The sequence below is a fragment of the Amycolatopsis thailandensis genome (assembly GCF_042723255.1).
Classification (GTDB): domain Bacteria; phylum Actinomycetota; class Actinomycetes; order Mycobacteriales; family Pseudonocardiaceae; genus Amycolatopsis; species Amycolatopsis thailandensis.
In genome coordinates this window covers 70,730-96,916 of record NZ_JBHXJK010000020.1, presented here as the reverse complement: position 1 = coordinate 96,916, position 26,187 = coordinate 70,730, and the positions used below count along the sequence as shown (strand labels likewise).

Genomic DNA, 26,187 nt, shown 5'->3' with positions numbered 1-26,187 from the left:
GGGACGAGGGCCGCCGGAGCGCGTTTAGCCCGCTAAACGCGCTCTCGGCGCTGGGTGTGAAGCAGGTCGCAGGGGTCTGGGAGGGCAGCGCGGTACGGTCCGGAGAGGGGCCCTCAGGTTCCACGCGCCCCGGCCGTCGGAGTCGAGCAGGAGGTCACAAGGTGCCCGATCGGTTGTTCCCCACCCTGGCGAGCGGCTCCGGCAGGGAGGCCCTCCGCTTCGGCGACACCTCCCTGACCCACGCCGATGTCGCGGCCGTCGCCGGCACGCTCGCCCGCGACCTGCCGAGCGGCCGCGTCGCCATCTGGGCCACGCCGACGGTGCACACCAGCATCGCCGTGATCGCCGCGCTGCTCGCCGGCGTCCCCGCCATCCCGCTCAACCCGAAGATCGGCGAGCGCGAACTCGCCCACATTCTCGCCGACAGCGAGCCGGTCCTCGTACTCGCCGAACCGGGCGCCGACCTCCCCGCGGGTCTCACCGATCTACCCCGCCGCGACATCGCGCTCGAAGGCACGCCCGGCGATCTCCCCGCGGAACCGGACACCGAGGCCCCGGCGCTGATCGTCTACACGTCCGGGACGACCGGCCCACCCAAGGGCGTCGTCCTCCCCCGCCGCGCGATCTCGACCACTCTCGACGCGCTCGAGGACGCCTGGGAGTGGACCTCCGACGACGTCCTCGTCCACGGTCTCCCGCTCTTCCACGTGCACGGACTGATCCTCGGCATCCTCGGGCCGCTCCGGCGCGGCGGCTCGGTCCGGCACCTCGGCCGCTTCTCCACCGAAGGCGTCGCACGCGAACTCGCCGGCGGAGCGACGATGATGTTCGGCGTCCCGACCATGTATCACCGCATCGCCGGCGAAGTCGGCGACGACCCGGCACTCGCCGAAGCCCTGCGCGGCGCCCGGCTGCTCGTCTCCGGATCGGCCGCGCTGCCCGTCCACGACCATCAGCGCATCACCGCGGCGACCGGCCAGCGCGTGATCGAGCGCTACGGGATGACCGAGACACTCATGAACACCAGCGTCCGCGCCGACGGCGAGCGTGTCCCCGGCACTGTCGGAGTCCCTCTGAGCGGCGTCGATCTGCGGCTCGTGGACGAGGCGGGCAAAACGATCGAGGACCTGGAGACCGTCGGCGAGATCCAGGTCCGCGGTCCGAACCTGTTCACCGAGTACCTCAACCGTCCCGACGCCACCGAAGCCGCCTTCGACGACGGCTGGTTCCGGACCGGCGACATGGCGACCCGCGACGCGGCCGGCTACGTGAAGATCGTCGGCCGGAAGGCCACGGATCTGATCAAGAGCGGCGGCTACAAGATCGGCGCGGGCGAGATCGAGAACGCGCTGATGGAGCACCCCGGTGTCGCGGAGGTCGCGGTGACCGGCGAGCCCGACGACGACCTCGGCGAGCGCATCGTGGCCTGGGTCGTGCCCGACGGGGAACGCCCGACCGAGTCGGAACTCGCCGACCACGTTTCGCGGCTGCTGTCGCCGCACAAGCGGCCTCGGGTGGTCCGCTACCTGGAAGCGTTGCCGCGCAACGACATGGGCAAGGTCATGAAGCGGGCGCTCGGATGAGCAGGCCCTCGGCGCGATCGGTCATCGAGGAGATCGCGACCGGGTTCGAGGACCTGGACGTTCCGCGGTCCGATGAACCGGCCGACGGGCCGATCGAGTGGCCGGGTTACCGCGCGGCGCGCGAAGCCGCCGAGAAACGGACTGGCGAGGACGAGTCCGTGCTTTGCGGGACCGCCTGGATCGGCGACGTCGAAGCGGTGGTGATCGCCTTCGAGTTCGGCTTTCTGGGCGGGTCGATCGGGCAGCGGACCGGTGATCGCGTCGAGGCCGCGTTCGCGCGGGCAGTGGAGTCCCGGTTGCCGGTGGTGTCGCTGATCGCGACCGGCGGCAGCCGCATGCAGCACGGGATGCTCGCGCTTTCGCAGTTGCAGCGCATCGCTCGGGCGGCGGCCGGAGCCCGAGCGGTGCCGCAGATCTCGGTGCTGCGCGATCCGACCACGGGCGGCGGCTGGGCGACGCTCGGAGCAAGCGCCGACGTCGTTCTCGCGCTGCCCGAGGCGCAGGTCGGTTTCGCCGGTTCCCGGGTACGACCTGCCGACGCGCCCCCGGAGGCGTACACGGCTGAAGCGAAGCTCGCTTGGGGCCAGGTCGACGGCATCGTGCCGCCAGCCGACCTTCCCGCGACGCTGCAACGGTGGCTGCGGTTGCTGTCTTCTCCGACGACGGAGGCCGCTGAGCCGCCATCCGCTCTCGGGTCGGCGAACTTGCCCGAAAGCGGATGGGAAGCGGTTCAGACCGCGCGCGCCGCTGATCGGCCGAGGGCTGCCGAGTACCTCGACGCGTACTTCGACTGGCGTGAGGATGTCTCGGGCGACAGGTGCGGCGGAGTCGACTCCGGCGTCTTGTGCGGCTTCGGCTGGCGAGGCGGCCGTGCGATCGCCTACGCGGCGCAATGCGGGACGCCGACGCTGCCGGCAGGGTTCAGGACAGCGGCGCGCCTGGTGAGGCTCGCGTCGAGGCTCGGGATCCCGGTACTCACCCTCGTCGATACCCCGGGCGCCGCGAACGACGCGGCGGCCGAACGGGACGGGGCCGGAGCGTCGATCGCGGAGTTGTTCGAGGCTGTCGCGAGCGCGGCCGTGCCGATCACGACGCTGGTGATCGGGGAAGGCGGTTCCGGCGGCGCGCTCGCGTTCGCGGCGCCGGGGTCGACGTGGGTGGCGCCCGGCGCGTACTTCTCGGTCACCTCGCCCGAGGCGGCCGCGGCGATCCTCAAGCTGCCCGCCGACGAGGTCCCCGCTCTCGCGGACCGGCTGCGGCTGCGCCCCCAGGACCTGGTCGCCCTGGGAATCGCGCGCTCTGTCGTCGAGCCCGCGGATCGCGTTTAGCCCGCTAAACGCGATCCGGGCGGGGTTCATTGAAAAATCACCGAATACATTCGATTCGAAGGTAAGCGACAAACGGTCGAAGATCGGCGCTGAACGGGCACGCCATGCCGAGCATGACCATCTGCATGTGCGAATGCAGGTTTCGAACGTCCGATACTGAACAGTTCTCTCAGCGCCGACAATGCTAATTCACTTGATAGAGTGAGCTCGGACAACTCTGAGTATGGCCAGCTCCCGCCAACTGCCTAAAGAGACCTTGAGTCGCGTCGGCAACTACTCTTTCGAGTTACCACGTTGGGATCCGACGACCTGGGGTGAAGTGCGCCGACCGCTCGGCGCAGGATCCAGCAACCTTTCACTTACCGCCCCGTAGGTCCGGAAAGTTCGTCCACAATGGCTTGTGTTGCGACTGAGCAACAAACGAATGCCGCAAAACAAAGGAAGCGGCTCCCCAGGCACGGGGAGCCGCTTTGAAGTTCAACAGCTCCACCAACCCGAAAAGTCTTATGGAGGCGTCAAACATGACCAGCGTAGCGCCGTGTTCCGGCGGTATGCCAGAGGAGCCACCCCAGCCGCAGGCGATGACCCCGGATACGAACCAGGATCACCGCGACGGGTGTCACCCGGCAGAAGTCACTCTCGACGAATTGCTCGACCTGGCAGGCGAACCGGTCGGCATGGTCATCGACCCCGCGTGCCGTCGCGTACACCTGCGCCCCGCGGCCCAGTGGCCCGATTTCTGGCGAAGCACGTTCTTCGGCAGCAAGGAGAACAGCAGGCGTGTCCTGCTCTACTGGTTCGCCTTGATCTCCGCGCTTCTCGCGCTGGCCGTGGTCGCGCCGCCCGCCGCTCAAACCGGCGTGATCGGCCTGTGCGGCTTGTGGTGGCTCCACCGCCGGCGCGGACCGCGAGCCGAACCGGCCGCCGTCTAGGGAGGCAGGGTGCGCATGCCGCTGTGGCTACCAGCGGCATGCGCACCCCCAAGCCCGCTTGGGGCATGGAGGAGACGCTCCGCCGGAGCGGCCCTGATGCGGCATCCGGGTGAGATCGCGTTTAGCGGGCTAATCGCGATCCGTCGGCACCCGTCGCGTTTAGCGGGCTAAACGCGATCCGGTCGCACAGATCGCGATTAGGGGGCTAAACGCAAGTCGGTCGAGCGCGTCGCGATTAGCCCGCTAAACGCAGGTCAGGCGTGCGGGACGCCCAGGTGCCGTGCGGTTCCAGGGTGACCTCGCGGACGTCGTCCTCGCGCCGGTCCAGGCGCACGACGAGGTAGTCGTCCGAAAGGCGCTCCGCGGCGCCCTCGCCCCACTCGACGACCAGGGCGGATCGCTCCAGTTCGGTGTCGAGGTCCAGGTCGTCCAGCTGCGAGAGATCCCCGCCGAGCCGATACGCGTCGACGTGCACCAGAGCGACCCCGCCCTCGCCGGCCGGATGCACGCGGGCGATCACGAACGTCGGCGAGCTGACGCGTCCGCCGACGCCGAGACCATCCGCGATCCCGCGGGTCAGCGTCGTCTTGCCCGCCCCGAGTGGCCCGGCGAGCAGCACGAGGTCGCCCGCGCGCAGCGAGCGCCCGAGCGCGCGCCCGAAATCCATGGTCGACTCGGGAGTCGGGAAAGCGAAGTTCATCAGCGTTGCCACCACCAGGTTCGCCGTTCGGAAGTCTCACCATCGGTGCCCGTGCACCGTTGCACCAAGTCGATCAGGTGGCTGTTCACCAGTTCGGGTTGTTCCAGCTGCACCATGTGTCCCGCGCCGCGCACACGCACCAGCTCCGCGTCCGGCAGCTCCGCCGCGATCCGCTCGGCGTGCGCGATCGGCGTGAACCGGTCGGAATCCCCGCCGACGACCAGCACATGCGCGTGCTTCAGCCCAGCGAGCGCCGCGTACCGGTTGTGACTGCCGAGCGTGTCGACGAAGTTCACGAGCCCTCGCACCGGCGTCACTTCGAGCATTTCCAGCATGAAATCGACCAGTCGCGGAGACACGTCACGGCTGCCGAAAGCCAGCCTGCGCACAGCCTGCCGGGTCAGCTGACCGCCGGCCGCGCGCACGAATTCGACGAGTCCCGGCTGCCAGCCGGCCAGTCCGCCGACGCCTCGCGTGAGCGGGTTGTACTTCGAGAGCAGTGATCGCGGCAGCCCGCGAGCGCCGACCTCGCCCGCCGCGGTCGCGATGAACGCGACGCCGCCGACGCGGTCGTCGAACAACTCGGGATGCTCCGCGGCGAGCTCCATGATCACCATGCCGCCCATCGAGTGCCCCATGAGCACGATGGGCCCGTCCGGCACGACCGAGCGCAGGACCATGTCGAGGTCGCGCGACAGCTGTTCGATGGTGCTGGTTTCGGCGGTCGCGGCGCCGGATTGCCCGTGCCCGCGATGGTCGTAGTAGACCTGACGCACCCGAGGCAGCTTCAGCGACGCGAGGTCTCGCCGCTGGAAATGCCAGCAGCGCTTCGACAACGCGAAACCGTGCACGCCGACGACGGTCAGCTCCGGTTCTCCCCCATCGGCCGGATCGATCTCCTCGACCGCGAGCGGCGTGCCGTCCTCCGCCGCCACTGTCGACGTCCGATCCGGTTCAAGATCCCCCAACGGCTCGTCCACGAACGGATCCTCACTCTGCCGCCGCTGCTGTGCGGCGACGGCGATCGCGGCGGCGGTGCCGGTGGCGACCGCCCCGACGCCGCCGACGATGGCCAGCAGTCGTCGTGAAGGTGTCACGAGCCCGCCTCCAGATACGTCCGGTGGATCCGCGGCCGGTACATCGAGGTCACGATCTCGTAGTCGATCGTCCCCAGCTTGTCGGCCCATTCCCGGGCCGTGGGCTCACCGAAAGCGCCCTGGCCGAAGAGGATCACTTCGCTGCCGACGGCCGGTTCGTCGTCTCCGCAGTCGACGATCAGCTGATCCATGCAGACGCGGCCGACGACCGGCCTGCGTTTTCCGCCGAGCAGGACGTCCATTCGTCCGGAAAGCGACCTCGGCACGCCGTCGGCGTACCCGACGGGGACGAGGGCGAGAGTGGTATCGCGCTCGGCGGTCCAGGTGTGGCCATAGGAGACCGATTCGCCGACCGGAATCCGTTTTGTCAGCACGACCGACGACTTGAAGGTCATCGCCGGGCGCAAGTCGTCTTCGGTGGGCACCGGGTTCAGCCCGTAGATCGCGATCCCGGGGCGCACGAGGTCGAAGTGCAGGTCGGACCTGGTCAGCACGGCGGCGGAGTTCGCGATGTGCCGCATCGGGTTCAGGCCGGCCGCGCGGGCGATGTCGTAGGCCTCGTCGAACCGCTTCGCCTGCGCGTCGGTTGAGGGGTGGCCGAGGTCGTCGGCGCAGGCGAGGTGCGACCAGATCGCGACGACCTCGATGAACGGCTTCGCGGCTGCGGCTGCCTCGACCAGCGCCGACCATTCCGCAGGTGGGCACCCGTTTCGGGACAGTCCGGTGTCGATCTTGAGGTGCACCCGCCCGATCGCGTTTAGCCCGCTAAAGTCGCGCGCCCGGCGCACGCCGTCGGCCACGCGGGAAAGCTCGTCGAGGGAGCTGACGGCGACGTCGATGTCTTCGGCGATCGCGGGCGCGAAGTCGGCTTCGGGAGTGTCGAGCCAGCTGAAGAGCCGGACCCGGATGCCCGCGCGGCGCAGCGCGAGCGCCTCGCCGAGGGAGCAGGTGCCCAGCCAGGTGGCCCCGCCCTCGATGGCGGCACGGCCTACTTCGAGCGCTCCATGGCCGTAGCCGTCGGCCTTGACGACGGCCATCGTCTGGGCGCCGGGGGCGCGGGAGGCGAGCAGGGCGACATTGTGCCGGATGGCGGACAGGTCGATGACGACCTCGGCACGCGGGAAACTGGCGGTCATAACGACCACCAGTTTCCCACGAACCGGCTCAGGACAGGCGCGCCCCGTCGGTGGCGGAGAACACGTGCAGCTCGTCGGGACGGATCCGCAGGTGCAGGGTGTCGCCCATGGCCGGCGGCGTGCGCGGGTCCACACGGGTCACGACGTTCGACTTGGTGCCTTCGGCGTCACTCTCGGCGAGCTTGCCGTAGACGTACGCGTCCGAGCCGAGCTCCTCGACGAGGTCGACCTTGATCGGCAGCGTGCCGTCTTCGCCGGTGGTCACCTCGAGCGACTCGGGGCGGAAGCCGAGAGTGACCGTGTCGCCGTCGGCCTTGGCGAGGATCTCGCGGGTCAGCGGCACGCGAGCGCCGCCCAGCTCGGCACCGTCTTCGGTGAGCTTCGCGGTGACGAGGTTCATCGCGGGCGAGCCGATGAACCCGGCGACGAAAGCGTTTGCGGGCCGGTCGTACAGGGCTCGCGGGGTGTCGCACTGCTGCAGGAGACCGTCCGAGAGCACGGCGACCCGGTCACCCATCGTCATGGCCTCGACCTGGTCGTGCGTGACATACACGGTGGTGACGCCGAGGCGGCGCTGGAGCGCGGCGATCTGCGTACGGGTGGAGACACGCAGCTTCGCGTCGAGGTTCGACAGCGGCTCGTCCATCAGGAAGACCTGCGGCTCACGCACGATGGCGCGGCCCATCGCGACACGCTGGCGCTGACCGCCGGAGAGCGCCTTCGGCTTGCGGTCGAGGTACTGCTCGATGTCGAGCAGCTTGGCCGCGTCGAGCACCTTCTGCTTGATCTCCGAGGCCGGGCGGCCCGCGATCTTCAGCGCGAAGCCCATGTTCTGGCCGACGGTCATGTGCGGGTACAGCGCGTAGTTCTGGAACACCATCGCGATGTCGCGGGCACGCGGCGGCAGCTGCGTGACGTCACGGTCGCCGATCCAGACGGCGCCTTCGTCGATGTCCTCGAGGCCGGCGAGCATCCGCAGGCTGGTGGACTTGCCACAGCCGGAAGGCCCGACCAGCACGAGGAACTCGCCGTCGGCGATCTCGAGGTCGAGTGCGTCCACAGCGGGCCGCTCGGAGCCCGCGTAGCGCCGGGTCGCCTTGTCGTAGGTGATCGTGGCCATCGGTTCAGTCCTCTTTCGGTTTCGCGGAAATGCCGTGCCCGAGTTCGCGGGCTTCGAGATGCCGTTGCTGGATCCGGTGCCCCTCGGCGCGGTCCGCCTCGGTCGGCTCGAGTGGGGTGTAGCCGTGGTTTTCCTGCCAGCGGGGAGGTTCCGTGCTGGAAGCGAGGGCCCAGGCCGCCTGTCGCGCGGCACCGACCGCGACGTATTCGGCGACCTCGGGGACGACGACGGGCACGCCGAACACGATCGGCGCGACCGCGCGGACGGCGGCCGACTGCGCGCCACCGCCGATGAGGAGGACCCGGCGGACTTCGAGCCCCTGGTCACGCAGGGCGTCGAGACCGGCGGCGAGTCCGCACAACATGCCTTCGACGGCGGCGCGGGCGAGGTTCCCGGGCGTCATGTTCGCGCGGGTCAGGCCGAAGAGCGTGCCCTTGGTGTCCGGGAGGTTCGGCGTCCGCTCACCGTCGAGGTACGGCAGGAAAGTGAGGCCACCGGCGCCGGGCTCGGCGGCGAGCGCCAGCTTGTCGAACTCCGCGAGCTCGACGCCGAGCATCGCGGACGTGGCGGTGAGGACGCGGGCGGCGTTGAGCGTGCAGGCCAGCGGGAGGAAACGGCCGGTGGCGTCGGCGAATCCCGCGACGATGCCCGAGGGGTCGGCGCTCGCGGTCTCGGAGACGCCGAAGACGGTGCCGCTGGTGCCGAGCGAGACCACGACGTCGCCGGGAGCGAGTTCGAGACCGAGCGCGGCGGCCATGTTGTCGCCGGTTCCGGCCGAGACCAGGATCCCGTCCGGGGTGTGGCCCGCGGCTTCGGCGGGGCCGATGACCTTGGGCAGTTCGGGGGTCCGGCCGCCGAAGGCGTGCGCGAGCAGGTCCTGGCGGTAGGTGCCGGTGGACGGCGAGAAGTAGCCGGTGCCGGAGGCGTCGCCGCGGTCGGTGACCGGTTCGGCGCCCTCACCCAGGAGCCGCCAGGTCAGCCAATCGTGCGGCAGGAGCACGCGGGCGACGCGATCGGCCAGCTCGGGCTCGTTTTCCGCCATCCACCGCAGCTTTGTGACGGTGAAGCTGGCGACCGGCAGCGACCCGACGGACTTCGCCCAGTTCTCGGGACCGAGTTCGCCGCCGAGGTCTTCGGCCGCTTTCGCGGACCGGGTGTCGTTCCACAGCAACGCGGGCCGGACGACCTCGCCCGCTTCGTCGAGGGTGACCATGCCGTGCTGCTGACCGCCGACGCCGATGGCGCCGACACCGTCGAGCAGCCCGTCGGTGGCCTCGCGGAAGGCGTCCCACCACGCGGCAGGAGCGACTTCGGTGCCTTCAGGGTGCGAAGCGCGGCCTGTGCGGACGATCTCGCCGGTTTCCGCGTCGCAGACGACGACCTTCGTCGACTGGGTCGACGAGTCGATTCCGGCGACCAGGTCAGATTTCATATTCCGGCCCCTCCGGGTCGCATTCGACCTGCTCGATGGCCGTTCCGGCGTTCAGCGCGGCCTCGATCTCCTCGGTGGGCGTCAGATCGTCGGTGATCAGGAGGTCGTAGTCGCCGATGTCGCCGTGCGCGAAAGTGGCGGTGCGGCCGAACTTGGAGTTGTCGACGACCAGCACGTTGTGGCTCGCGGTGCGCAGCGCGGCCTGCTTGAGCGCGGCGTAGTCCTGGACCGGGTGGAACAGGCGACCGACCGCCACCGCGGCGACCGAGACGAACGCGATGTCGGCGTGCGTGCGTTCGAGGAAGGCGAGGACGTCCGGGCCGGCGCAGGAGTCGTACTCGTGGTGGTAGCGGCCGCCGGCGAGCACGACCTCGACGCTCTTGACCGGCCCGAGGATGCGGGCGGCTTCGAGCGAGTTGGTGATGACGGTGAGGTCTTCGATCCGGCTCAGGCGGCGGACGAGCGGGAAGAGCGTCGTCGAGTCGTCGACGAAGACCGTCTGGCCGGAGTGGACGTGCGCCGCGGCGGCCTCGCCGAGGGTGTCCTTCGTGGCCTGGTTGAAGGTGTCGCGGAAGCGGGCGGCCGACTCCATGGTCGTCGCCGGGTAGGCCTCGACCTTGCCGCGGAGTTTGCGGAGGAGGCGGCGCTCGGCGAGGTCGTCGAGGTCGCGGTGCATCGTCATCAGGCTGACGCCGAACCGGGCGGTGAGGTCGTCGATGCGGACCTCGCCGGTGGCGATGACGTGGTCGAGGATCTCCTGGCGCCGGTGCTCGACGGCGGCGTCCGAAGGCCTGGTCTTAGACATGGGCGACACCGTTCACGACCCGGACCATCGCGGTCTCGGCGGGGTGGGTGTCGGCGCTCACACCTGCTTCTTACCAGATTATTCGCCAGGAGTTAACACGTAACTCGATAATTCTCGCATTTCTCCTCACCTCCCCCTGCGTCCCGCCGACTTGCGTTTAGCCCGCTAAACGCGCTCTGCGGGCGGGTGCCATCAGAGCGCGTTTAGGGGGCTAACCGCAGGTCGGGGCCCTGGTCAGGAGGCCGGGGACAGGAGGGACCGGAGAGCAGCGGGGACGGCGCCGAGGATGCCGGAAGCCGAGGTCGGTGCGCCGTCGGCGGCCAGCGACCCGGCGAGCGAGTGAACGTGCGCCGCAGCCCCGGCCGCCAACCACGGGTCGAGCCCGGCGGCGAGCAGCGCGCCGACCAGACCGGACAGCACGTCCCCCGAACCCGCCGTCGCGAGCCACGAGCCCCGCGGCGTGTTCACCAGCGCGCGCCCGTCCGGCGCCGCGACCACAGTGCAGTGCCCCTTCAAGAGCACGACGGCGTCGTACTTCCGCGCGGCCGACCGCGCCGCCTCGACCCGGTCGGCTCCCGGGGGCGAACCCATCAGCCGCTCGAACTCCCCCGCGTGCGGGGTCAGCACGAGCGGCGTGTCCGGATCCCGCGCGTCGAGCACGTCGGGCGAACGCGCGATGATCGTCGTCGCGTCGGCGTCCGCGCACACCGGCACACCACGCCCGAGCACGAACCGCAGCACGTCCCGCCCCTCGTGCCCGGTCCCGATCCCCGGCCCGACGACCCACGCCTGCACCCGGCCCGCGTCCGTGACCGAACCCGTCGCGATCACTTCGGGCCAATGTCCGCGCACCACGTCCGCGGCATGACCGGCGTACCGCACCAGCCCGGACGTCGCCCGCACCGCGGCACCGGCCGCGAGCACCGCCGCCCCCGGATACGTCGCGGACCCGGCGGCCACACCGACCACGCCCTGGCTGTACTTGTCGTCATCCGGGCCGGGCACCGGCCACGCCGTCGCGACGTCGGCCGTATCGAGTCGCTGCAGATCGGGATCGTCGAGGCCCAGCCCGATGTCCACCAAGGCGACCTCGCCACAGGAAGCGGGCGCGAGGGCGTGCACCGGTTTGAGCGCGCCGAAAGTGACCGTCCGGTCGGCGACGACCGCAGGACCGTCGACGGCGCCGGTGTCCGGATCCACCCCGCTGGGCAGATCGACGGCCAGCACCGGCGAACTCACGTGCTCCAGGAGCGCCGCGGCGTCCGGCCGCAAGGGCCCACGCGCCGAGATGCCGACGATCCCGTCGATGACGAGGTCCGCCCGGACGATCCACTGTGGACCGTCCTCAACAGACACTACTTTGCCGCCGGATCGCTTCAGAGCGGCCAAACCCGGGCCGTGAGCACGTTCGGGCTTGAGCAGGATCGCGGAGACTGCGACATTGCGGCGACGCAGGAACGCGCCCGCCCACAGGGCGTCACCGCCGTTGTTTCCCGACCCGACGAGCAGCGTCACCCGCCGCCCGGACACCGAACCCGTGTGCTCGGCGAGCATCTCGGCGGCGTGCACCGACAGCCCGAAAGCCGCGCGCCGCATGAGCTCGCCGTCGGGCGTGACGGCGAGCAACCGGTCCTCCGCCGCGCGAATCCGTTCCGTGGTCCAGATTCCCTGCACGACGCCTCCGGTCTGCTACTCGACGGTGACCGACTTCGCCAGGTTACGCGGCTTGTCGACGTCGTACCCGCGCGTGCGGGCGATCTCGGCGGCCAGCACCTGCAACGGAACGGTGGAGACCAGCGGCTGAAGCAACGTCGGGACGGCCGGGATCTCGATCAGCTCGTCGGCGAACGGGCGGACGGTCTCGTCACCCTCTTCCGCGATCACGATCGTGCGGGCACCGCGCGCCTGGATCTCGCTGATGTTGGAAACCAGCTTCGAGTGCAGCACCGCGCGCCCCTTCGGCGACGGCATCACCACGACGACGGGCAGGCCTTCTTCGATCAGCGCGATCGGGCCGTGCTTGAGCTCGCCGGCCGCGAAACCCTCGGCGTGCATGTACGCCAGTTCCTTGAGCTTCAGGGCGCCTTCGAGGGCGACCGGGAAACCGACGTGACGGCCGAGGAACAGCACTGCCTTCGAGTCGGCGATCCGGCGGCCGAGGTCGCGGACCTGGTCCACAGTGGACAGGACCTTCTGCACTGCGGCGGGCATGGCCTCGAGCTCGGCGAACTCACGGGCGACCTCGTCCGGGTACTTGGTGCCGCGGGCCTGCGCGAGCGCCAAGCCGACCAGGTAGTTCGCCGCGATCTGCGCGAGGAACGCCTTGGTCGACGCGACGCCGATCTCCGGACCGGCGTGCGTGTAGAGGACGGCGTCGGACTCGCGCGGGATCTGCGCGCCGTTGGTGTTGCAGACGGCCAGGACGCGGGCCTTCTGCTCGCGCGCGTGGCGGACGGCTTCGAGGGTGTCCGCGGTCTCGCCCGACTGGGAGACGGCCACGACCAGGGTCGCGCGGTCCAGCACCGGGTCGCGGTAGCGGAACTCGCTGGCCAGTTCGACCTCGACCGGGAGGCGGCACCAGTGCTCGATCGCGTACTTGGCGACGAGGCCCGAGTGGTACGCGGAACCACAGGCGACGACGAAGACCTTGTCGACGTCGCGCAGGTCCTGATCGGAGATGCGCTGTTCGTCGAGGATGATCCGGCCGCCGTCGAAGTGGCCGCGCAGTGTGTTCGCCAGCGCTTCCGGCTGCTCGTCGATCTCCTTGAGCATGAAGTACTCGTGGCCGCCCTTTTCCGCGGCCGAGAGGTCCCAGTCGACGGTGAACGGCTTGGCCTGGGCGGCGTCGCCGTGGAAGTCGGTGACCTCGTACCCCTCGCGGGTGATCACGACGAGCTGGTCCTGACCGAGCTCGACCGCCTCGCGGGTGTGCTCGATGAACGCGGCGACGTCGGACGCGACGAAGTGCTCGCCCTCGCCGACACCGACGACCAGCGGCGAGGAACGGCGGGCGGCGACGATGGTGTCCGGCTGGTCGGCGATGGTCACGACCAGGGTGAACGCGCCTTCGAGGCGGCGGCAGACCGCGGCGACGCTGGCCGGGAAGTCGCCCTTCGTGTCGCCGTCGGTGTAGGCGCGGGAGATCAGGTGCGCGGCGGTCTCGGAGTCGGTGTCGCTCGCCATCTCGACGCCTTCGGCTTCGAGCTCGGCGCGCAGGGCGGCGAAGTTCTCGATGATGCCGTTGTGCACGACGGCGACGCGCTGCGAGGCGTCGCGGTGCGGGTGCGAGTTGCGGTCGACCGGGGCGCCGTGGGTGGCCCAGCGGGTGTGGCCCATCCCGGCGGTGCCGGTGAAGCCGTCACGGCCGACGGTGTCGAGCTGGGTCTCCAGGTTGGCCAGGCGGCCCGCCTTGCGCTCGACTTTCAGCGCGCCGGAGCCATCCAGGACGGCGACGCCTGCCGAGTCATAGCCGCGGTACTCCATCCGGCGAAGCCCGCCGATGACGACGTCCAGGGCCGGGCGGTGTCCGACGTATCCCACGATTCCACACACGGCCACCACCCTAACGACGAAAATTCGGCCCCTTCGCCCGGGCGGCCGCGTGCGCCTTTAGCGGGCTAAACGCGACGCGTGGGGCGGCGCGCGGGCCGGACGGGGGTGCGGGCAGTAAGGTCACGAGCATGGCCAGCAAGCCCAAGCAGCTGCTCGCGGAGCTGTCTCACCCAGGTCCGCACGAGGTGCTTCGCGGCAACCTCGCCCTGGTCGGACTGCCCGGTGTCGTGTTCACACCCCGCTCGGGGCTCGGTCTGCCCGCGATCGCCTTCGGGCACGGCTGGCTCCAGCCCACCGGGAGCTACCGGCACCTGCTCCGGCACCTCGCGAGCTGGGGCATCGTCGCGGCGGCTCCGGCCACCCAGCGCGGGCCGCTGCCGTCGCACCGGCTGCTGGCCGGTGATCTGCTCACCACCCTCGACCTGATCACGACGGTCCGTCTCGGTCCGGACGGCATCAGCGTCGACCCGGCGAAGCTCGGCCTGGCCGGGCACTCGACGGGCGGCGGTTCGGCGGTGCTGGCCGCCGCGCAGGCCGCGGAGAACGAAGACCGGCCGCGGATTCGCGCCGTCGCGACCATCACTCCCGCGCAGACGCTGCCGCCCGCGACGGTGTCGGCCCGCTCGGTGACCGCGCCCGGCCTGCACCTCGCGGCGGGCGAAGACCTGGTCGCGCCGCCGGTCGGGCATGCCGAAGCCATCGCGGACGCGTGGGGCGGCCCGGTGCAGCTGCGGACGCTCGGCAAGTCGTCGCACCTCGGCGTCACCGAGGGCAAGCACTGGAGCCAGCTGCTGCTGCACGGGAAGCCGCACCGCGGGACCCAGCAGCTGACGAGGGCGCTGTTCACCGCGTTCTTCCTCACTCACCTGACGGGGACGGCAAAGTACCAGCCGCTGCTGGACGCCGACGTCAAGCGCGCCCCGATCGCGGCCCCCGAGGAACCCGCCGCCTGAGCGCGTTTAGCCCGCTAAACGCGACGCGACGCCGGAGCGCGTTTAGCCCCCTAATCGCGACGCGCCCCCGGGATCGCGTTTAGCCCGCTAAACGCGACGCGGCACCCAGATCGCGATTAGCCCGCGAAAGTCGACACGGCCCGGGTCTGGGCACGCTGGTGGCCGGAGCGCGTTTAGCCCGCTAAACGCGACGCGGGGCCGGGCGGGCGAAGGGGGTAAAGAGAAGGGCCCGGCTCTGGTGAGCCGGGCCCTGAAGTGCGGTGAAGCGGGTCAGTCGACCATCCACGAGTTGTTCGAGAAGTCGTCGTCGTCGAAGCCCTTGTCGTCGCGGGCATGACGACCTCGGCGACGCGCGGGCGTGCCGGGTGCGCCTGGCGAACCAGGAGCTTCGGGTGCCACGGCACTCGGAGCGGGCGTCGGCGCCGCGGCGGGTGGGACGTCCACCGTCGCCGGCATCCCGGGCACGCCGGGCGCGACCGGGAGAGGCGGCGGAGGAGGCACCGGCCGCGAAGTGTCGGGCCCCTGACGGGCACCGAACTCGGCGAACCGGGCATCCGGCTTGTCGTCGTCCTCGAGGTCGAAGCCGATCGTGTGGTTGCGGTCGGCGGTCGTCTTGCCGGTCAGCCAGCCGCCCGCCTCCTTGCTCCGCTTCCCCAATTCCTGCATGTGGGCGGCGTACTTGTCATGGATGGCGGCATCCTTCTGCATGGTCTCCGCCGCCTGGGCCTTGGCATCGGCGAGATGCCGCTCCCGTAGCCCGCGCTGCTCCATCTGCTCCGTGATGGCGGCGTCCTGCCTGGACATGGCAGCCGCCAGCCGGTCGACAGCGCTCATCGGTCCTCCCTCGTTCCCCGGCTACCGGTCATCGCTCGTAGCTGATCGAGCGGTCGCCGCCCTCGTCGTCGAGCGAGCCGCTGATCCGGCCGCCCGCGCCACTGGTCTCGAAAATGCCACCCTCGACGCGGTACTGGCTCGACCCGCGCTGCGTGTCACCCCCGCCACCACCGGCCGCGCCGCCCATGGCGCCCATTCCACCCATCATGCCGCCCATCCCGCCGGCGGAGCTACCGGCACCGGCGCTCGCACCGGCGGGCGCCGCGTCCATCCCGCCGGGAGCCGCCCCGAGACCGCCGTCCGCCGCGGCCGGCTGCGCGCCGCCCCCGGACTGCATGCCCGCCTCCAGCGAACCGGCTTCGTTCAGCGACCCCGCCGAACCACCCTCGCCGACGCCGCCGAGCGCGCCCTCGAAGCTGCCGCCGCCTCCGCCACCACTGGCCGTCGGCACGGTCCCATCGCCACCCGCACCCGAAGCGGCGCCGCCGGAAGCTTCCGCGGCGGTCCCTTCGGCACCGACGCCGACCTCGACACCACCCGGTGCGCTGAAGCCGCTACCACCGCCACCGCCGGGAGCCAGGCCATCGGCCGGGGCGGGCATGGTGCGGATATCTTCCGGCTTGCCGGGCTGCGGGTTGCCGGGATTACGGTCGTCGAGACCGTTCTTGATCTCGTCCTTGTCGATGACGTCGCCGGGCTTGAGTTCCTTCTTCTCACCCTTTTCGTCGAGGGTGTAAGTGGTCGGCTCGCCCTTGCCGTCGTCGACGGTCACCACGGTCGGGCCGTTGGGACCGTCCGGCTGCTCGGCGGTGATCTTGAGGTTGCCGTCCTGGATGTGGATCTTGCCGTCCGGACCGGGCCGGTAGACGCCGTCCTTGCCGGGCTCGCCTTCCTTGACCGCGCCCTGCGGACCGAAGTCGCCGTCCTTGCCCTTGCCGTCCTTGCCCTCTTCGCCGGGCTTGCCGTCTTCGCCCTTGGGGTCGTCGAAGTCGAGCTTGTAGTCCTTCTCGTTGCCCTTGCCGTCGTCGACCTTGATGTCCATCTTGCCGTCTTTGTCCGGCTCGGTCATCTCGATCTTGTTGTCGCCCTTTTCGACGGTCATGGTGTCCTGACCGTCGATGCCGTCCTTGATCGCCTCACCCGTCGCCGGGTCGATCGGGTACGGCTTACCGGTCTCGGGGTCCAATTCGAGCGGCTTCCCGGTGACCGGGTTGGTGCCCTCGGCGGGCTTGTCCTCCGGTTTCGGCGCCTCGGGGACCGATGCCGCCGGCGGCGTGCTGCTCCCACCGCCTCCACCGGGAGGCGTGCCACCCCCGCCGCCACCACCGGGCGGGGTTCCGCCGCCGTTTCCGTCGTTGCCCGGCGGCTTCTGGTCGCCCGGCGGCTTCTCGGACCCGGCCGCGGGGAACGGGTTCGTGTAGTCCTCCATGAACCGCGAAAGCTCGTGATACTGCGTGTTGATCGTGTCGGTCGCGTTCTTGCAGAGCTTCTTGAAGTTCTCGAACCGCTCACCGAACTCTTTGGCGAACGACCCCTTCAGCCACTGCTTCGCGGCCCCGATCGCGTATTCCTTGTTCTCGTCGTTCAGGTCGCAGTCGTCGTGACGCAGCCGTTCGGCGAGGTTGTTGCCGGGACACGCGGAGTCCAGCCAGTACGCGACGTCCATGAGCTTGTCTTTGGAGTCGACCTTGCCGTTCGCGATCTCGACGACCTGCTTCGCGGTGAACAGCGGCGCCGTGGCGACCTTGTCGACACGCAGCTTCAGCGTTTCGTCGACCTTCAGCTTGAGCGCGGTGTAGATCTTGTCGATCGTCGCGGGCACCAGTTTGATGGCGCCGTCCATCTGCGCGACGAGTTCCTTCGCGTCAGGCTGGATCCGCTGCTCGTACTTGACCTTCGCCGCCGTCGCGCCCTCGCCCTTCCAATCGTGGAAGAGCGTGGTCAGCGCCGAAGTGGCGTCGGTCCCGGTCTGCTCGACGGTCTTCTTGGCATCAGTGAGGTCCTCGACCTCGTCGAACATCGCCTGGAAATTGATCTCGCGGTTCTCGTGGAACCGGTCCCAGATGTCGGTCTTGTAGTTCATGTCGGACGGCTTGTCCGGCATCTTGTTCCAGACCTGCTCGATCCAGTCGGAGAAGAAGTCCAGCGCCGGGTTGCCGAGGTCGAGCACCTGGTCGGACTTGGTCGTCGAACCGCCCGCGGCCGGCCGGGCCATGGCGTCGAGATCCTTGTCCGCCTTCTCCACCGCGGTCTTCTGCTTCTTGTCCGCCGCCGCGTTCGAGTCACGCTCGGCGATGGCCTTCTCGTAGGCCGCGTCCCCACCGAAGATCAGCGCGTTCTTGGTGCCCTGCGTGATGTACGGGTCGTCGAGCAGGGCTTTCTTCTGCTCCCACGTGTACTTGCTCATTGCGTCCCCGCCTTGTTGGCAGCCGCGGCGTTCGCCTGGTCGGATGAGGTGTAGCGGGTCGACGCGGTACTGACCCCGCCGGCGAGCTGGGTGAGCTGGCCCGCGTAGCCCTTCATCGCGTCGGAAATGGCGAGGATTCCGGTGGCGTAGCCCTTTTGGTAGTCCTTGTGCACGCGGCCGAAGTCCGCGGGCTGCACCTGGGTCGGTCCGACTTTCCCCGCCTCGGACGTCGTGTGCTGAGCCGCGCGATCCAACGACGTCGACGCCGTGAGCATCGCCTCTGAATCGGCTTTGTAGCCCCCGTCCGGCATGACCGGTGCCCCCTTCGTCCCGCTGTATCCGCCTCGTTGTCCTACCTACGACGCACGCCGACCGCATCAGGTGCCGTCGCATATGCACACAGAATGTACCTATCGGTCACCGAGGCCGCAGGGACATTCACACCTTTGCTAACTCAAACGATTTCGGCGCAAGAAGCCTGGTAGACCGCGTTTTCGGGGTTTCGCACCCGCCTCGACGGCCTCGGCTAGAACGGTCGCGGCGCCCCGGATGTCGACCAGGCGATCCAGCTCGTCGAGGTCGATGTCGATGCCGAACTCCACTTCGACCGTCGCCAGGAGCCGGACCCGGCGCCGCGAGTCGACCCCCATCTCGGCGAAGGGCGTGTTCTCGTCGATGGTGTCCGGATCGACGTCGAAGGTCTCGCAGACGAGGGCCTTGATCTCGTCGACGTATTCGCTCCCGTCAGCTGCCATGGGGGGATTCTGTCCCATCCGCCGTCCAATACCGCGTTCTGGCCGCGGAACGCGCGACCTTGCCACTGGAGGTCCGCGGCAGACCGCCGGGTTTCACCAGCAAAAAGGCGCGAAGGCGCACGTCGTGCCGCTCGGCGACGGCGCGGGTGGCGGCCCGCGAGATCTCGGATTCGTCGAAGTCAGGGGCTCTCCGCACACGCTCGGCGACCACGACGACGCCCTCCCCTTCGTCGCCGTCGACAGCGAAGGCTGCAACCCGGTCAGGGCCGAGGAGGGGGTGCGCGGCGGCGACCGTCTCTTCGAGGTCGTGGGGGTTGTGGTTGCGGCCGTCGATGATGATCAGGTCTTTCAGTCGTCCGGTCACGAAAAGCCTGCCGTTCCGGATCGTCCCGAGGTCCCCGGTGCGGAGCCAGCCGCCTTCGCCGTCGAGCTCGGCGCCGAACACCTCGGCGGTCAGCTCCGGACGTCGCCAGTACCCGGCCGCCACGTTGGGCCCCTTGACCCAGATCTCGCCCACTTCGCCTTTAGCGGGCAAAACGCGATCCGGCGCCGGGACGACGCGGACCCGCTGCCCCCGGGGCCGGCCGATCTCGACGACCTCGCGGCCGTCCACTTCGGTCACCACCGGGCCGTCGGAATCGCCGCTGGCGACGTAGACCGTGGCCTCGGCCAGACCGTAGGACGGCCGGAAAGCGCCACGCGGGAAGCCGTGTGGTTCGTACGCGGCGAGGAAGTCGCGGACGGTCGCAGCCCGCACCGGCTCGCTGCCGCTGAGCGCGATCGACACCGTCGAGAGGTCGTACTCGGCGCGCTTCGGCTCGGGCACGGCCTCGGTCACCAGGTCGTACGCGAAGTTCGGGGCCGCCGTGAGCGTGTTCGGATACGCCGACATCAGCAGCAGCCAGCGCTCCGGACGCCGGATGAACTCCAGCGGCGCGATGAACACCGTCCGGCCGCCGGAATGCATCGTCCCCGCGACCAACTGCGCCAGCCCCATGTCGTGGAAGAACGGGATCCAGCCGACGCACGTGGTGCGCTCGTCGACGTCGTAGGCGTCGCAGATCTGCCAGCACGCGGCCGAAAGCGCCCGATGCGTGACGATCACGCCGGCAGGCGATCGCGTCGTGCCGGAGGTGTACTGCAGGTACGCGGGGTCTTCGGGAGAGACCGACGACGGCAGCGACCGGTCGTCCGGGTCCAGCGGCAGGGTGTCGACGGCGACGATTTCGCGGGGAACCGGCACCTGCTCGGCCTCGGCGAACTCCGTCAGCCGCCCGACCAGGGCTTCCGACGTCAGCCAGATGTCGGCATCGCAATCGTTGAGGACCCCGACGAGCCGCTCACGGTGGGCGCGGACGTCCGGAGCGGACAGCGGCACCGCGACGGCCCCGGCGTACAGCGCGCCGAAGAAAGCGATGACGTAGGAAAGGTCCTGTCGCGCCGTGATCGCGACGCGGTCTCCCGGTTGGCTCACTTCGCGCAGCTTCGCCGCGACAGCGCGGACGTGGACGAGGAGCTCGGCCCAGGTCAGCGTGTCCTCGACGGGTTCGTGCCGGTTCGAGCAATCGAGGTGCGTGTACGCGGGGCGCTCGACGTCGGCGCGTTCGAGCAAACGACGCACGAGCGGGGTTCGCAGCACTTCGTCGGGCACTTCCAGGGGCACGGGCACTTCCTCCAGCCACGGCTTGGGCATCATACGAGCGTGGACGACTTCTTCGTGCTGGACGATCCGGCGGACCGCGTGAAGGCCCTGCGCGACCGCGAGCTCAGCTCGAACCCGGGTGGGGCGGCCGCCGAGACCCCGAACCTCCTGTTGATGGACGGCGCGGACCATCGGCGACTGCGCGCGGTCGTCAAGGAGGTCATCGCCCTGGTGGAGCCCCTGCCGGACGCCCTGCTCACGGACCTGCGCGTCGCGATTAGCCCGCTAAAGTCGCTCCGGCGGTTCGACCTGGTGGCCGACTTCGCCAGGCCCGCGGCGGCCAGGGTGACGGAGGCGGTGCTCGGCACTGTCGAGCCACTCGGCGAGAAGCTGCTGACGAACCTGACGGAGACCGCGGCGAACCTGGACGTCTGGTCGGGTGGGCCGGGCGGAGCCGACACCGCCGCGATCCGGGTCGCGATGTTCTTCCTCAAGGCGAAGGCGGTCGAGGGCGGCGGGCTGGCACTGCTCCGCGAAGCGCACGAAGCGGGCCGCATCACCGAAGACGAGCTGATGATCACGCCGGTGATGCTCGCCCACGCGGCGTACGAGAACTCCATGAACTTCCTCGCCCTCGCCGGCCTCGAACTCCTACGCCGCCCGGACGTCCTCGAAGACGTACGCGGCCTGATCCACGAAATCGCCCCGACCCGCTTCGCCGCCCGCCGGGTGACCGCGCCGTTCTCCTTGGCGGACAAGGACTTCACGACCGGCGACAAACTGGCCATCCCGCTGGGCCCCGGCGCCGAACTCGCGTTCGGCCTCGGACGGCACACCTGTCCCGGCTCGCGGGTCGCGGTCACCGAAGGCGAAGTGGCGCTTCGCGCACTCGCCGAGATCTTGACTCCCCACCACGTCGTGGAAGACGTGCGATACAAGACGCACGCCGTCTTCCACGGCGTCGAGCGGGCGATCGTGGCGCTGGCGACCTGACCGCTCAGGTCGCCAGCCAGTCGGTTTCGGCGAAATCGTCGTCGTCACCCCGTGCCGCCGCCCGCCGATGCCGCCCGGCCGGACGTTCCTCCGGAACCGGTGCCGGAGGCGGCGGGGGTGGTGGCGGCGGTGCCGCCGAGGGAGCAGGCGGCCGGTACGAGATCGGCGGTTCCTCGGCCGTGCGGTACCCGGCACGGCGCTCGTTCTCGGTCTCGTCCTCCTCGAACCCGAAGTCGCCGTCGTCCTCGACCTTGTCGCCGAGGGTCGACTCGGTCTCCCAGCCGCCCGCGGCCTCCGCCCGCCGCTTCTGCTCGATCCGCGCTGTCAGCGCCGCGCTCGTCTCCTGCTTGAGCTTGTCGCCCGCGGTCCGGGTCTCCTCGATCGCCTTGGTCGCCCGGTTGTCGACCAGGTACATCCGGTCGCCGTTCTCGCGCTCCAGCCCGGCGAGCTTGTGCCGGAGTCTGGCGAGATCCTCCTCAGGATTCACTGATCCCCTCCCGTGACCGCTAACGGAAGCCGATGACGCCGTCGTCGTCGAGCGAGCCGCTGATCCGGCTGCCCGACGTCGTCGCGGTGTCGAACAGGCCGCCGTCGACCCGGTATCCGCTGGACGTGCGCTGCTGGTCTTCACCGGACCCCTGCCCGCCGGCCGCACCGCCGCCCATCATGCCCATGCCGCCCATCATCCCCGCTCCGCCCGCGGCCGGGTCCTGGGCGCCCCCTCCGGGAGCCGAACCGAGCCCGGACGGCGCGGTGGGAGCGGCCGCGCCACCACCGGCCCCGGCGGGATCCGAGGTCTCACCGAGTCCGCTGTCCCCGCCGTCGAAGGGATTGCTCAACGACTGGGCCGTCGTCGATTCGGAAGAACCGTCGGCGGCCGCCGCCACCGGTTCGGCCGCTACCGCCGCCGGTTCCGCCGGGTGACCGGGTACTGAAGCGGGTGCTCCGCCGCCGGTGCCACCGGACGTCGTTTCGTGCGGGACGGCGGCCTGCTCGGCGTGCTGACGCGCGACGTCTTCGACCGGCCGGGCCGCGGCGACCGCCGGGTCGCCTCCCGCGGCGTGCCGTCCGGCCGCCTGCGGCGTGGCCTCCGGGCTCGCGTGACGGCCGCCCGCGGGCTGCTCGTCCTCGCCCAAGGTGTACTTCGACGGATGCCCCGAACCGTCGTCGACGGTCACCAGCGTCGGGCCATCGGGGCCGCTCGGCCGTTCCGCGGTGATCTTGAGACCGCCGTCCTCGATGTGGATCTTGCCGTCGGGACCCGGCTGGTAGACCTGCCCCTGGCTCGCCGTGGGACGCGAGGCGGCCTGCTGGTCCAGCCGCTCGGCGGTGTCCTTGTGGACGGGCCCGCCCGCCGCGTCACCGGTCCCGTCACCGAAATCGAGGTTGTAGTCCTTGGCCTGACCGGCGGCGTCCTGGACGGAGATGCCCATCTTCCCGTCGGCACCGGGCTCGGCCATGGAGATCTTGCGGTCGCCCTGCTCGACGGTCACCTTCTCGGGTTCGGTGCCGGCGGTGTCGTTCTTGATCGCCTCACCCGTGCGCGGATCGATCGGATACGGCTCCCCGGTGGCCGGGTCGATGTCGAGCGGCTTGTCCGTGACCGGGTTCTTCTCCTGCCCCGGCGCTTCCGGTACTTCGGGCTTTTCCGGCTGCTTGTATTCGACGGCGCTCGGCGGCGGCTTCTGCCCGCCACCACCGGAAGACGGACCGCCACCACCGGACGACGGGCCACCGCCACCGGTGTCCTTGCCCCCACCACCCTTCTCGACGGGCTTTTCGCCGCCCGTCTCCGGGGTCTTGCCCAAGTCCGCGAACGGGTTTTCGACCACCTTGCCGACCGATTCGTTGAACGCACGCCACGCACCGTTGATGGCGTCACGCGTGTTCTTGCACACCAGCTGGAAGTTCTCGATGTGCTTGCCGAACCAGGCGAGGAAGACGTCCTTCAACCAGGCCACCGCCTGAGGTTTGAGAACCTCGTCGATGGTGCTCTGGTCGATGTCGCCCCAGTCGTCATTGAAGGCGTTCTTGGCGTCGATGCTCAGGAACTTGATGCAGTGGATGATGTCGTTCTGGCTGCACGAGCCGTCCGCGATGCGGATGATCCGTTCGATGTCCTGCGCGGTGGCGTCACCGACCTTGTCCGTGTACCACTTCTGCAGCCACTCGACCTTCTCCCGGCAGAACTTGCCGACCGAAGCATTCGTCCGCAGCAGTCCGTCACCCGCGGCCTTGAAGGCCTCGGCGACCTGACCGGTCTTGTCCGAGTAGGCCTTCTGATAGGCACGCGCCTGATCCGCGGCGGCGCCTTCCCAGGTGCCCAGCGAGTTGCCGAGCTTCCCGGAGACGTCCTGCGCCGACCCGGCGATGGCCGTGCCGACCGCGGTCAGCTCGTCCGCGCTCGCCTTGAACAGGTTGAACGGGATGTTGTCCTGCTCGTGGTAAAGCCGCTGGAGCTCGGTGAGCGCCACCGCGGCCCCGCCGCCCGCCAGACTCAGCGCGCGGACGTAGATCGGGTGGAAGATCTCGTAGACCTTGAACCCCGACAGACCGGGGACCATGATGTCGTTCGAATTCGCGCAGCCCGGGTCGGTCTCGGTGGCGCGGCCGGCGATTTCCTGAGTCTTCGCCGCGTCCTTGTTCAGCGCGTCGCGGTCGCCCTGCCGTCCCGCGGCCTGGTTCGCGTCGTACTTCTCGTGCGCGGCCTTGTAGGACTTCTTGACCTCGTCGATCGGCGCGTAGTTGTCGTTGAGGTCGCTCTCGGTGATCCAGTCACCGTTCATCGACTTGACGTAGTCCCGAAAGCCGTTCCGATCGGCCTCGCTGGCGAAACCGCAGCTTTCCGGGCTCTCGTCCTCGATGTAGTCGAGGTAGTTGAGGGCGAGTTCGCGTTTGGTGTCGCGGTCGATGTTCGGGTCGTTGAGGATCTTCTCGACTTCGGCCCGGCTGGGAATGTCGTGCCCGGTGTCGCCACCGACGTCCGCGAGGCCCATCAGCGCTTCCTCATCTCGGCGGCGTTGGAGTCCTCATTGGACTGGTAGAGATCCTTGGACGCGGCCAGCTTGCGCCCGAACTCGTCCGACGCCGCGAGGTAGCTCCGGGCGCACTTCGCCATGCGCTGGATGCTCGCGGAATAGCCGGTGAAACAGTCACCGTGCGCGGGCCCGAAGCTCGCCGCGCTCAGATTGATCTGCTCGACCGCCCCGATCGGCCCTTCGCAGGCCTGCTTGGGCAGGTCCTGCAAAACCTTGGCCGCCTCGTTCAGCTGCGCCGTGTCTACCTTGTGTCCTTTACCCGCCACCGTCACCCTCCCCTAGGTATACGCACACGGAATGTACCGGGCCGGTAACCCGTGCGCAGCCACTTGGGAAGATCGTGAGAGGGCTTACGAGGCGGAGGAGACGACTCCCGCGAGCCTGTCGGCGGCCGCCTGTGCGGTGTCGTGCGCGGGGGCCTCGACCATGACGCGGACCAGCTGCTCGGTGCCCGACGGGCGCAGCAGCACACGGCCCTCTTCGCCGAGTTCGGCCTCGACGGCGCCGACGGCGTCGCGGACCGCGGCCGAGACGGCGACCGCCGCCTTGTCCGCCACGGGAACGTTCACCAGCACCTGCGGCAGGCGGTTCATCACGGCGGCGAGGTCGGCGAGCGACTTGCCGGTGGAGGCCATGCGGCTCATCACGCGCAGCGCGGTGAGGAGACCGTCGCCGGTGGTCGCGTAGGCGGGAAGGACGACGTGACCCGACTGCTCGCCGCCGAGCGCGAACCCGCTCGCGCGGAGCTCCTCGAGGACGTAGCGGTCACCCACGGCGGTGGTGACGAGGTTGATGTCGTGCGCGCGCATCGCCAGGTGCAGGCCCAGGTTGCTCATCACGGTCGCGACCAGGGTGTTCTTGGTCAGCTCGCCGGTCTCGGCGAGGGCGAGCGCGAGGACGGCCATGATCTGGTCGCCGTCGATGAGCTCGCCGGCGGCGTCGACCGCGACGCAACGGTCCGCGTCACCGTCGTGGGCGATGCCGAGATCGGCGCTGTGCTCGACGACGGCGGCACGCAACGCGTCCGGGTGATTCGACCCACAGTGCTCGTTGATGTTGACGCCGTCCGGGTCGGCGTGGATCGCGATCACCTCGGCGCCGGCCTTGCGGTAGACCTCGGGCGCGGCGAAGGACGAGGCGCCGTTGGCACAGTCGACGACGACGCGCAGGCCCGCGAGCGGGTGCGGGGTCGCGGACAGCAGGTGCTGGATGTAGCGATCGCCCGCGTCGGGGACGTCCTTGACGCGGCCGACGCCGATGCCGGTCGGACGGGTGACGGGAGCGGCGAGACCGGCCTCGATCTCGTCCTCGATCCCGTCGGGGAGCTTGTGGCCGCCCGCGGCGAAGAGCTTGATGCCGTTGTCGGGCATCGGGTTGTGGGAGGCGGAGATCATCACGCCGAGGTCCGCTTCGAGCGCGCCGACCAGGTACGCGACGGCGGGCGTCGGGAGGACCCCGAGACGGAGCACGTCGGCGCCGGCGGACGTGAGGCCCGCCACGACGGCGGCCTCGAGCATCTCGCCGCTGGCACGCGGGTCACGGCCGACGACCGCGACCGGACGGTGCGAACGGTCGTGGGCGGCGAGGACGCGGGCGGCGCTGGCGGCGAGCGAGAGCGCCAGCTCCGGGGTCAGCTCCTCGTTGGCGAGGCCACGTACGCCGTCGGTACCGAATAGGCGAGCCATCTGTCGACCTCCTTGGAAAACCACCACGACAACCTAGCCAGTCCCCCGGCCTTCCTCCCCGCGCCCCCGGCTTCGCCTTTAGCGGGCTAAACGCGACGCGCGCGACTTTAGCGGGCTAAACGCGACACGGGTGGGGCGCATGGGGCAGGTGTGACGGGTGGGACTGGGGGCGAGCGGGACCCGAAGGACCCTGAA

Annotated in this window: 22 protein-coding genes; 5 read left to right on the top strand and 17 right to left on the bottom strand. The window is 69.9% G+C overall.

Features of this window, described 5'->3' with window-relative positions; translation table 11 throughout:
* Positions 1 to 161 precede the first annotated feature (161 nt).
* The 3 genes from ACFWMR_RS11130 (at position 162) to ACFWMR_RS11120 (ending at position 3,843) form a co-directional block, all read left to right on the top strand.
* On the top strand, positions 162 to 1,583 hold the full coding sequence (locus tag ACFWMR_RS11130) for an acyl-CoA synthetase (protein WP_378378250.1): 1,422 nt from the start codon (positions 162 to 164) through the stop codon (positions 1,581 to 1,583).
* Complete coding sequence (locus ACFWMR_RS11125; RefSeq protein WP_378378249.1) at positions 1,580 to 2,911, top strand: carboxyl transferase domain-containing protein; 1,332 nt, start codon at positions 1,580 to 1,582, stop codon at positions 2,909 to 2,911. Before ACFWMR_RS11130 ends, ACFWMR_RS11125 begins: the two co-directional genes overlap by 4 nt.
* Before the next feature lie 521 nt (positions 2,912 to 3,432).
* Positions 3,433 to 3,843, top strand: a complete 411-nt coding sequence (locus ACFWMR_RS11120) for a hypothetical protein (RefSeq protein ID WP_378378248.1) — start codon at positions 3,433 to 3,435, stop codon at positions 3,841 to 3,843.
* Between the two features lie 235 nt (positions 3,844 to 4,078).
* On the opposite strand, the gene tsaE is transcribed toward ACFWMR_RS11120, so the two are convergent.
* The 8 genes from tsaE to glmS form a co-directional block, all read right to left on the bottom strand.
* Positions 4,079 to 4,543 carry a tRNA (adenosine(37)-N6)-threonylcarbamoyltransferase complex ATPase subunit type 1 TsaE gene (tsaE, locus tag ACFWMR_RS11115; RefSeq protein ID WP_378378247.1) on the bottom strand — a complete coding sequence of 155 codons (465 nt, stop codon included), beginning with the start codon at positions 4,541 to 4,543 and terminating at the stop codon, positions 4,079 to 4,081.
* A complete protein-coding gene (locus tag ACFWMR_RS11110) occupies positions 4,543 to 5,640 on the bottom strand; it encodes an alpha/beta fold hydrolase (protein ID WP_378378246.1) in 1,098 nt (365 codons plus the stop codon). Before ACFWMR_RS11110 ends, tsaE begins: the two co-directional genes overlap by 1 nt.
* The gene (alr, locus tag ACFWMR_RS11105) at positions 5,637 to 6,776 is read right to left on the bottom strand and encodes an alanine racemase (protein WP_378378245.1); all 1,140 of its coding nucleotides are present in this window, start codon (positions 6,774 to 6,776) and stop codon (positions 5,637 to 5,639) included. Before alr ends, ACFWMR_RS11110 begins: the two co-directional genes overlap by 4 nt.
* Positions 6,777 to 6,804: 28 nt before the next feature.
* Positions 6,805 to 7,896: an ABC transporter ATP-binding protein gene (locus tag ACFWMR_RS11100; protein WP_378378244.1), complete on the bottom strand. Its 1,092-nt coding sequence runs from the start codon at positions 7,894 to 7,896 to the stop codon at positions 6,805 to 6,807.
* Between the two features lie 4 nt (positions 7,897 to 7,900).
* Positions 7,901 to 9,328, bottom strand: a complete 1,428-nt coding sequence (gene xylB / locus ACFWMR_RS11095; RefSeq protein WP_378378243.1) for a xylulokinase — start codon at positions 9,326 to 9,328, stop codon at positions 7,901 to 7,903.
* Positions 9,318 to 10,133: a DeoR/GlpR family DNA-binding transcription regulator gene (locus ACFWMR_RS11090; protein WP_378378242.1), complete on the bottom strand. Its 816-nt coding sequence runs from the start codon at positions 10,131 to 10,133 to the stop codon at positions 9,318 to 9,320. The genes xylB and ACFWMR_RS11090 overlap by 11 nt, the downstream gene beginning before the upstream one ends.
* Positions 10,134 to 10,367: 234 nt before the next feature.
* Positions 10,368 to 11,807, bottom strand: coding sequence for an NAD(P)H-hydrate dehydratase (locus ACFWMR_RS11085; RefSeq protein WP_378378241.1), 1,440 nt, complete (start codon positions 11,805 to 11,807; stop codon positions 10,368 to 10,370).
* Positions 11,808 to 11,822: 15 nt separating this feature from the next.
* Positions 11,823 to 13,685 (bottom strand): glutamine--fructose-6-phosphate transaminase (isomerizing), encoded by a 1,863-nt coding sequence (glmS, locus tag ACFWMR_RS11080; RefSeq protein WP_378279690.1) that lies wholly within the window; start codon positions 13,683 to 13,685, stop codon positions 11,823 to 11,825.
* 128 nt (positions 13,686 to 13,813) lie between these two features.
* On the opposite strand from glmS, the gene ACFWMR_RS11075 reads away from it, so the two are divergent.
* Positions 13,814 to 14,638 carry a dienelactone hydrolase family protein gene (locus ACFWMR_RS11075; protein ID WP_378378240.1) on the top strand — a complete coding sequence of 275 codons (825 nt, stop codon included), beginning with the start codon at positions 13,814 to 13,816 and terminating at the stop codon, positions 14,636 to 14,638.
* Positions 14,639 to 14,908: 270 nt separating this feature from the next.
* Here ACFWMR_RS11075 and ACFWMR_RS11070 read toward each other — a convergent pair whose 3' ends face one another.
* The 5 genes from ACFWMR_RS11070 to ACFWMR_RS11050 all read right to left on the bottom strand — a co-directional run bounded on the left by ACFWMR_RS11070 (position 14,909) and on the right by ACFWMR_RS11050 (position 20,327).
* A complete protein-coding gene (locus ACFWMR_RS11070; protein ID WP_093939459.1) occupies positions 14,909 to 15,472 on the bottom strand; it encodes a hypothetical protein in 564 nt (187 codons plus the stop codon).
* Between the two features lie 28 nt (positions 15,473 to 15,500).
* Positions 15,501 to 17,879: a WXG100 family type VII secretion target gene (locus tag ACFWMR_RS11065; RefSeq protein WP_378378239.1), complete on the bottom strand. Its 2,379-nt coding sequence runs from the start codon at positions 17,877 to 17,879 to the stop codon at positions 15,501 to 15,503.
* Positions 17,876 to 18,190 (bottom strand): hypothetical protein, encoded by a 315-nt coding sequence (locus ACFWMR_RS11060; protein WP_093939319.1) that lies wholly within the window; start codon positions 18,188 to 18,190, stop codon positions 17,876 to 17,878. The genes ACFWMR_RS11065 and ACFWMR_RS11060 overlap by 4 nt, the downstream gene beginning before the upstream one ends.
* Before the next feature lie 138 nt (positions 18,191 to 18,328).
* The gene (locus ACFWMR_RS11055; protein ID WP_020633351.1) at positions 18,329 to 18,634 is read right to left on the bottom strand and encodes an acyl carrier protein; all 306 of its coding nucleotides are present in this window, start codon (positions 18,632 to 18,634) and stop codon (positions 18,329 to 18,331) included.
* Complete coding sequence (locus ACFWMR_RS11050; protein WP_378378238.1) at positions 18,624 to 20,327, bottom strand: fatty acyl-AMP ligase; 1,704 nt, start codon at positions 20,325 to 20,327, stop codon at positions 18,624 to 18,626. The genes ACFWMR_RS11055 and ACFWMR_RS11050 overlap by 11 nt, the downstream gene beginning before the upstream one ends.
* Positions 20,328 to 20,336: 9 nt before the next feature.
* On the opposite strand from ACFWMR_RS11050, the gene ACFWMR_RS11045 reads away from it, so the two are divergent.
* Complete coding sequence (locus tag ACFWMR_RS11045; protein ID WP_378378237.1) at positions 20,337 to 21,269, top strand: cytochrome P450; 933 nt, start codon at positions 20,337 to 20,339, stop codon at positions 21,267 to 21,269.
* Between the two features lie 4 nt (positions 21,270 to 21,273).
* On the opposite strand, the gene ACFWMR_RS11040 is transcribed toward ACFWMR_RS11045, so the two are convergent.
* The 4 genes from ACFWMR_RS11040 to glmM all read right to left on the bottom strand — a co-directional run bounded on the left by ACFWMR_RS11040 (position 21,274) and on the right by glmM (position 25,992).
* Positions 21,274 to 21,756 (bottom strand): hypothetical protein, encoded by a 483-nt coding sequence (locus tag ACFWMR_RS11040; RefSeq protein ID WP_378378236.1) that lies wholly within the window; start codon positions 21,754 to 21,756, stop codon positions 21,274 to 21,276.
* 19 nt (positions 21,757 to 21,775) lie between these two features.
* Positions 21,776 to 24,265 carry a WXG100 family type VII secretion target gene (locus ACFWMR_RS11035; protein WP_378378235.1) on the bottom strand — a complete coding sequence of 830 codons (2,490 nt, stop codon included), beginning with the start codon at positions 24,263 to 24,265 and terminating at the stop codon, positions 21,776 to 21,778.
* Positions 24,265 to 24,573 (bottom strand): type VII secretion target, encoded by a 309-nt coding sequence (locus ACFWMR_RS11030; protein WP_093939508.1) that lies wholly within the window; start codon positions 24,571 to 24,573, stop codon positions 24,265 to 24,267. Before ACFWMR_RS11030 ends, ACFWMR_RS11035 begins: the two co-directional genes overlap by 1 nt.
* 84 nt (positions 24,574 to 24,657) lie before the next feature.
* On the bottom strand, positions 24,658 to 25,992 hold the full coding sequence (glmM, locus tag ACFWMR_RS11025) for a phosphoglucosamine mutase (RefSeq protein WP_378279562.1): 1,335 nt from the start codon (positions 25,990 to 25,992) through the stop codon (positions 24,658 to 24,660).
* Between the last annotated feature and the right edge of the window lie 195 nt (positions 25,993 to 26,187).

Bases quoted from the DNA above. Each gene is read 5' to 3' on its own strand.
- ACFWMR_RS11075 (WP_378378240.1), top strand. From the start codon at position 13,814: ATGGCCAGCAAGCCCAAGCAGCTGCTCGCGGAGCTGTCTCACCCAGGT.
- ACFWMR_RS11100 (WP_378378244.1), bottom strand. From the start codon at position 7,896: ATGGCCACGATCACCTACGACAAGGCGACCCGGCGCTACGCGGGCTCC.
- ACFWMR_RS11070 (WP_093939459.1), bottom strand. From the start codon at position 15,472: ATGAGCGCTGTCGACCGGCTGGCGGCTGCCATGTCCAGGCAGGACGCC.
- ACFWMR_RS11035 (WP_378378235.1), bottom strand. From the start codon at position 24,265: ATGGGCCTCGCGGACGTCGGTGGCGACACCGGGCACGACATTCCCAGC.
- alr (WP_378378245.1), bottom strand. From the start codon at position 6,776: ATGACCGCCAGTTTCCCGCGTGCCGAGGTCGTCATCGACCTGTCCGCC.
- ACFWMR_RS11060 (WP_093939319.1), bottom strand. From the start codon at position 18,190: ATGCCGGACGGGGGCTACAAAGCCGATTCAGAGGCGATGCTCACGGCG.
- ACFWMR_RS11050 (WP_378378238.1), bottom strand. From the start codon at position 20,327: ATGCCCAAGCCGTGGCTGGAGGAAGTGCCCGTGCCCCTGGAAGTGCCC.
- tsaE (WP_378378247.1), bottom strand. From the start codon at position 4,543: ATGAACTTCGCTTTCCCGACTCCCGAGTCGACCATGGATTTCGGGCGC.
- ACFWMR_RS11065 (WP_378378239.1), bottom strand. From the start codon at position 17,879: ATGAGCAAGTACACGTGGGAGCAGAAGAAAGCCCTGCTCGACGACCCG.
- glmM (WP_378279562.1), bottom strand. From the start codon at position 25,992: ATGGCTCGCCTATTCGGTACCGACGGCGTACGTGGCCTCGCCAACGAG.
- ACFWMR_RS11120 (WP_378378248.1), top strand. From the start codon at position 3,433: ATGACCAGCGTAGCGCCGTGTTCCGGCGGTATGCCAGAGGAGCCACCC.
- ACFWMR_RS11090 (WP_378378242.1), bottom strand. From the start codon at position 10,133: ATGTCTAAGACCAGGCCTTCGGACGCCGCCGTCGAGCACCGGCGCCAG.
- ACFWMR_RS11055 (WP_020633351.1), bottom strand. From the start codon at position 18,634: ATGGCAGCTGACGGGAGCGAATACGTCGACGAGATCAAGGCCCTCGTC.
- ACFWMR_RS11125 (WP_378378249.1), top strand. From the start codon at position 1,580: ATGAGCAGGCCCTCGGCGCGATCGGTCATCGAGGAGATCGCGACCGGG.
- xylB (WP_378378243.1), bottom strand. From the start codon at position 9,328: ATGAAATCTGACCTGGTCGCCGGAATCGACTCGTCGACCCAGTCGACG.